Raw genomic sequence first — 6,358 nt, forward strand, 5'->3', positions numbered from 1 at the left:
TTCTTTCTGTGGAGTTGGGGGGTGCGAAGAAAGCACCCTCTTGCTCCCGTCCCTTTCCCCTTCCGGGTACTTGCCCCCCCCCCCCTCCCCCCCCTCCCCCCTTTCCTCCCGCCCCCGGGCTGCCGGGCACCGGGCCGATCACGCCCAGGCGAGGTGCTCGCGGTTGTGGGCGAGCAGCAGGTCCGTGAGCCGGTCGGCGAGTTCGATCCGGCCGACCAGCGGGTGGGCGAGCAGGGCGTCGAAGACCCGGTCGCGGCCGCCGCGCAGGGCGGCGTCGAGCGCGAGATGCTCGTACGAGGTGACGGCGGCGATCAGTCCGGCGAACAGCGGCTCGACCGGCCGCTGAGGCAGCGGCCGCACGCCGTCGGCGTCCACCTCGGCCGGTACCTCGATGACGGCGTCGTCCGGCAGGAAGGGCAGCACGCCGTCGTTGCGGGTGTTCACCACCTGCACGGACGTCCCGCCGCCGGTGCCCAGCAGTGCCGCGATCAGCTGGACGGCCGCCTCCGAGTAGAAGGCCCCGCCGCGCTTGCCGAGCAGCTCCGGCTTGGTGTCCAAGCCGGGGTCGGCGTACAGCTCCAGCAGCTGCCGTTCGATCTCGGCGACCTGCGCGGCCCGCGAGCCCTGGGCCTTGAGCTCCTCGACCACCGCGTCGTGCTGGTAGAAGTACCGCAGGTAGTACGAGGGCACCACGCCGAGCCGCCGCACGAAGGCCTGCGGCAGGTGGAGGTCGTCCGCGATCTCCTTGCCGAAGTCCCGCAGCAGCTCGGGCAGCACCTCACGACCGCCCGCGGCACCAGGCCCGTCCAGCAACGTGACCCCGCGCTCCCAGGTCAGGTGGTTGAGCCCGACGTGGTCCAGCCGGACCAGCTCCGGCGCGACCCCCAGGTGCGCCGCGAACTTGCGCTGGAAGCCGATCGCGACGTTGCACAGCCCGACGGCTTTGTGGCCGGCGCTCTGCAGGGCCCGGGTGACGATGCCGACCGGGTTGGTGAAGTCCACGATCCAGGCGTCCGGGTTGGCCCGGCGGACCTGCTCGGCGATGTCCAGCACGACCGGGACGGTGCGCAGCGCCTTGGCGAGCCCGCCCGCGCCGGTGGTCTCCTGGCCGACGCAGCCGCACTCCAGCGGCCAGGTCTCGTCCTGGTTGCGGGCCGCCTGCCCGCCGACGCGCAGCTGGAGCAGGACGGCGTCGGCGTCCGCGACCCCTGCGGCCAGGTCCGTGGTCGTGGCGACCGTGGCCGAGTGCCCCTGCTTGGCGAAGATCCGCCGGGCCAGGCCGCCGATCAGCTCCAGCCGTTCGGCGGCCGGGTCGATCAGCACCAGTTCGCCGATGGGCAGGGTGTCGCGCAGCCGGGCGAAGCCGTCGATCAGCTCCGGGGTGTAGGTCGAACCACCGCCGACGATTGCCAACTTCAGTGCGGACGTCTTCGGTGCGGACATCAGCCCTTGACCCCTGTCAGTGTCACGCCTTCGATGAAGGCCTTCTGTGCGAAGAAGAAGAGGACGATCACCGGCGCCATCACCAGCAGGGTGGCGGCCATGGTGAGGTTCCAGTTGGTGTGGTGGGCGGCCTTGAACGACTCCAGGCCGTAACTGAGCGTCCAGGCCTCGTGGTTGTTGCTGGCGTAGATCTGCGGGCCGAAGTAGTCGTTCCAGCAGTAGAAGAACTGGAACAGCGCGACGGCGGCGATGGCCGGCTTGGCCATCGGCAGGACCACGCGCAGCAGGGTGCGCAGGTCGCCGCAGCCGTCGATCCGGGCGGCCTCGATGTACTCCTTGGGGATGGTCACCAGGAACTGGCGCAGCAGGAAGATCGAGAAGGCGTCGCCGAAGGCCATCGGGATGATCAGCGGCCAGACCGAGCCGCCCAGACCCATCTGCTTGGCCCAGAACAGGTACATCGGGATGACGGTGACCTGCGGCGGAAGCATCATCATCGCGATGACGGCCATCAGCGCCAGGTTGCGGCCGCGGAAGCGGAACTTGGCGAGCGCGTAGGCGACCGGCAGGCTGGAGACGACGGTCAGCAGGGTGCCGGCGCCGGCGTACACCAGGGTGTTGCGCCACCAGGTGAGGAAGCCGGGGGTGTCCCACACCTTGCCGTAGTTGCCCCACTCCCAGTGGGTGGGCCAGTAGTCGGTGGTGAGCGCCTGCTGGTCGTCCATCACCGAGGTGAGGAAGACGAAGACGAAGGGCAGCAGGAAGAACAGCGCGGCGGCGATCGCCAGCGAGTGCACGGCCACCCAGTTGAGCAGCGCGCGGCGCCGGGCGACCCGGGCGGCCGCGGTGCCGGTCAGGGAGGCGCCGGAGGTGGCCTCGGTGAGCGTGGAGCTGAGAGTCATGGTCGGGTCCTCACTGGTCCGCTAGTCGTCGCTCGCCATGAAGCCGGACCGGCGGCGGAGCAGGATCGAGGTGACGGCCATCGAGATGGCGAACAGCACCAGGGCGACGACGCAGGCCGCGCCGTAGTCGAAGCGCTGGAAGCCGAGGTTGTAGACCATCTGCGGCAGGGTCCAGGTGGAGCCCTGGGGGAAGCCCGGCTCGAACTGCTGGCCGGAGTTGCCCGCGATGCCGCTGGCGACCTTCCCGGCGACGATCGCCTGGGTGTAGTACTGCATGGTCTGGATGACCCCGGTGACCACCGCGAACATGATGATCGGCGAGATGTTCGGCAGCGTGACGTACCGGAACTTCTGGAACGGGCCGGCGCCGTCCAGCTCGGCCGCCTCGTACTGCTCCTTGGGGACGTCCAGCAGCGAGGCCATGAAGATGACCATCAGGTCGCCGATGCCCCACATGGCGAGCAGGGTGAGCGCGGGCTTGGACCAGTTCGGGTCGGCGAACCAGCCGGGCTGCGGCAGTCCGAGTTCGCCGAGCAGGTGGTTGAGCGGGCCGGTGCCGGGGTTGAGCAGGAAGGCGAAGGCGACCGTGGCGGCCACCGGCGGGGCCAGGTACGGCAGGTAGAACACCGTGCGGAAGAAGCCGACGCCGGTCTTGATCTTGGTGATCAGCAGTCCGACGCCGAGGCCGAAGGCGACCCGCAGGGTCACCATGATGACCACCAGCCACAGGGTGTTGCGCAGGCCCTGCCAGAAGGTCGGCAGCTCGTTGAGGACGTAGTCCCAGTTCTTCAGCCCGTTGAAGCTGGGCGCGCCGAAGCCGTTGTACCGGGTGAAGGAGAAGTAGACGGTCGAGACCAGCGGGTAGACGAAGAAGACGCTGAACCCGATCAGCCAGGGCGAGAGGAAGGCCAGGGTGCGGGCCGCCTCCCGGCGGCGCTTCCGGCGCAGCAGGTGCTGCGTGGAGGGCGCCGCCGGGTCGGTGGCTCCAGCGCCCTTGCGGGTGCCGAACGCGAGTGACATGGGGAGCTCCGTGGACCGTTCCCGCCGCTACTTGGCCTGGGCGATGTCGGTGTCGATCTGCTTCGCCGTGGCGGCCAGGCCGGCCTGCAGGTCGGCCTGCTTGCCGGACTCGTAGTCGTAGCCGAGGTTCTGCAGCGAGAGGATGTAGCCGCCGCCGTTGACGCTGGCCGGGGTGGTGCCCGAGTGCGGGTTCTTGGCGACGTCCAGGAAGGTCTTGAAGTTGGGGTCGCTGACCAGCTTCGGCGAGCCCAGTGCGTCGAAGGTGCTCGGCACGTTGTGGATCGCGTTGGCGAAGTTGACCACTGCGTCGGTGTCGGTGGTCAGGTACTTGACGAGCTCCCAGGCCGCGGCCTGCTTCTTGCTGGAGCTGGCGATGCCGACGATGGTGCCGGTCTGGTAGCCGCGGCCGTAGGTGTCCGCCTGGTCGTCCGGGACGGGGAACGGGGCGGTGGCCCAGTCGAAGTCGGGCTTGTTCTCGGCGAGCGAGGCGGTGCGCCACTCGCCGTCGATGGCCATCGCGACCTGGCCGGTGTGGAAGGGGTTCTTGGCGCTGAACTCCTCGCCGAAGGTGGCGCGGAACTTGTCCAGCTTGGCGTAGCCGCCGAGCTGGTCGACCAGGCCCTTCTGCCAGTTGAGCATCGCGGCGACCTTCGGGTCGGCGGCGATGGCCGACTTGCCGTCGGCGCCGAAGTAGGTGGCGCCGTACTGGCCGAGGAAGTGCTCGATCTGGGACTCGTAGCCGTGGTACAGCGGCATGAAGCCGAGCTGCTTGTACGAGTCGCCGTCGGCGACGGTCAACTTCTTGGCGTCGTCGGCGAATTCGCTGAAGGTCTTGGGCGGGTTCGCGATGCCGGCCGCGGCGAAGGCCTTCTTGTTGTAGTACAGGCCGTAGGCGTCGCCGAGCAGCGGCAGCGAGCACTGGTTGCCCTGGAACTGCGAGTAGCCGAGCATCGCGGCCGGGAAGGTCTTGGCCGCGTCTATGCCGCTCTTCTGCAGCAGGGGCTTGAGGTCGACGAAGGCCTTGGTCGAGCAGAACATGCCGACGTTGTTGGTGGTGAAGGAGGACACCACGTCCGGCGCGTCGTCGCCACCGGCCCGCAGGGCCTGGTTGACCTTGTCGTCCGCGATGTTGCCCACGGTCTTGACGTGGATGTTGGGGTGGGCCTTCTCGAAGGCGGCGATGTTGTCGTTGATCGCCTTCACCTCGTTGTCCTGGCTCCAGCCGTGCCAGAAGGTGATGGTGACGTCCTTGCCGCTGGCCGAGTCGTCGGTGCCGCCCGCGTCGTTGGAACCGGTGCAGGCGCTGGCGAGCAGGGCCAGCACGGCGCTGCCGGCGACGGCGGCGATCGTGCGACGGCCTCTGCGGGAGGTGGTGGCGTGCACTTCGAGGTCCTCCTGGAGGTGCGCGGGCAGGCGTCATTGCCTCGGGTCCCGCGTAGGGGGTTGGGGGAGAGGTGGGTGCAGGAGCGCAGGGAGTGGATCAGTGGGTGGAGAAGACTGCCTCGCGGGCGTCGGCGAGGGCGCGTTGCAGGGCGCCGTGCAGGACGGGTGAGCCGGGCAGGGCACTGCTGCGGACTTCCGGCCGGGCGAGGCAGATCCGGGCCAGTTCGTCCTCGACGAGCGCGCGCAGGCGTTCGCCGCCCGCGCTCGGCACCGCGCCGGAGAGGACCACCAGTTGGGGGTCGACCACGGCGACGATCACGGCCAGCCCGACGGCGAGCCGCCCGGCCAGCTCGGTCAGGAAGGTGTCGCCGGCGCCCGGGGTGGCCAGGGCCTTGGCGATCGACTCCTCCGCGCTGGGCGCGCCGAGGCCGTGCTCGCGGGCCAGGGCGCGGACGGCGGGTGCGCCGACCTGGGCCTGGAAGCCGCCGAACTTGCGCCGCCGGGCGTCCCACTCGACCGGGGAGTCGGGCACCGGCATGTAGCCGACCTCCCCGGCGCCGCCGGTGAAGCCGCGGTGCAGCCGTCCGGCGATCACGATCGCGGCGCCGACGCCCGCCCCGGCCCAGAGCAGGACGAAGTCCTCGAAGCCCGCCGCCGCGCCGGTGGCCTGCTCGGCGACGGCGGCCAGGTTCACGTCGTTCTCGATCGACACCGGTGCGCCGATCGCCTCGGACAGTTCCTCGACCAGCCGCGGCGAGTGCCAGCCCGGCAGGTGGGAGGCGTAGCGCAGCTTGCCGGTGACCGGGTCGGGGGCGCCGCCGAGACCGATCGCGACGGTGCGCAGGCTCCCCGCGGGCAGCCCCGCGGCCCGGACCGCCCCGGCGACGGCGGCAGCCACTCTCGGCACGGTCTCGGCGGCCGGGAGGCCTCTGGTCGACACGCTGTGCTCGGCCAGCGTGCCACCGGTGATGTCGGCGATCGCGACCCGGATCCCGCTGTTGGTGACGTCCAGCCCGGCGACGTACCCGGCGGCCGGATTCACCTGGTACAGCTGCGCGTTGGGTCCGGGGCCGCCCTCTGTGGTGCCGACCGGCAGGACCAGCCCGGCCGCCTCCAGCCGGGACAGCAACTGCGAGGCGGTCGGCTTGGACAGCCCGGTCAGGGTGCCGATCTGGGTGCGCGAGAGCGGGCCGTTCGCCAGCAGGAGTTCGAGGGCGGCGCGGTCGTTGATGGCGCGCAGGAGGCTCGGGGTGCCGGCGAGGGGGGCCTTGGCGGTGCTCTTGGTCATGCCCGGAATCCTCCTCTTTCGGCTGGTTGACGGGAACTATTAGGAAACTTTCCAGTCGCTTGGACAGGACCGTACGGGCCGCGTCAGCGGGGTGTCAATGGCCGGTGGAGCGGGGGATGCCGAAGCGTTACCGGACAGCGTGAAGCCCCGCTCCCGCCGGAGCGGGAGCGGGGCCAATACTCACCCGACCTTCAAAAAAATAAGTTTGCTGCTCCTCCTTGGATAAGGAGGAGCGCAAAGCGATGGACGAATAAATGAAGAAGATGGGAATTGTGGCGGGGGGGGGGGGGTGGGAGGGGTGGGGGGGGGACGGGGAGGGAGG

5 protein-coding genes are annotated in these 6,358 nt (G+C 70.0%); all 5 read right to left on the reverse strand.

Annotation, left to right across the window (positions count from 1 at the left end; genetic code table 11):
- Positions 1-138: 138 nt before the first annotated feature.
- Entirely contained in the window at positions 139-1,419 is a 1,281-nt protein-coding gene (locus ACFQ87_RS29310) for a 6-phospho-beta-glucosidase (protein WP_380613856.1), read from the reverse strand.
- 23 nt (positions 1,420-1,442) lie between these two features.
- Positions 1,443-2,345 carry a carbohydrate ABC transporter permease gene (locus ACFQ87_RS29315; RefSeq protein WP_380613851.1) on the reverse strand — a complete coding sequence of 301 codons (903 nt, stop codon included), beginning with the start codon at positions 2,343-2,345 and terminating at the stop codon, positions 1,443-1,445.
- Between the two features lie 21 nt (positions 2,346-2,366).
- On the reverse strand, positions 2,367-3,365 hold the full coding sequence (locus tag ACFQ87_RS29320; protein WP_380613852.1) for a carbohydrate ABC transporter permease: 999 nt from the start codon (positions 3,363-3,365) through the stop codon (positions 2,367-2,369).
- Between the two features lie 27 nt (positions 3,366-3,392).
- Positions 3,393-4,748 (reverse strand): ABC transporter substrate-binding protein, encoded by a 1,356-nt coding sequence (locus tag ACFQ87_RS29325; protein WP_380613853.1) that lies wholly within the window; start codon positions 4,746-4,748, stop codon positions 3,393-3,395.
- Positions 4,749-4,845: 97 nt separating this feature from the next.
- Positions 4,846-6,036, reverse strand: a complete 1,191-nt coding sequence (locus ACFQ87_RS29330; RefSeq protein ID WP_380613854.1) for an ROK family transcriptional regulator — start codon at positions 6,034-6,036, stop codon at positions 4,846-4,848.
- Positions 6,037-6,358: the final 322 nt, after the last annotated feature.

This window comes from Kitasatospora sp. NPDC056531 (genome assembly GCF_042794375.1).
GTDB lineage: Bacteria > Actinomycetota > Actinomycetes > Streptomycetales > Streptomycetaceae > Kitasatospora.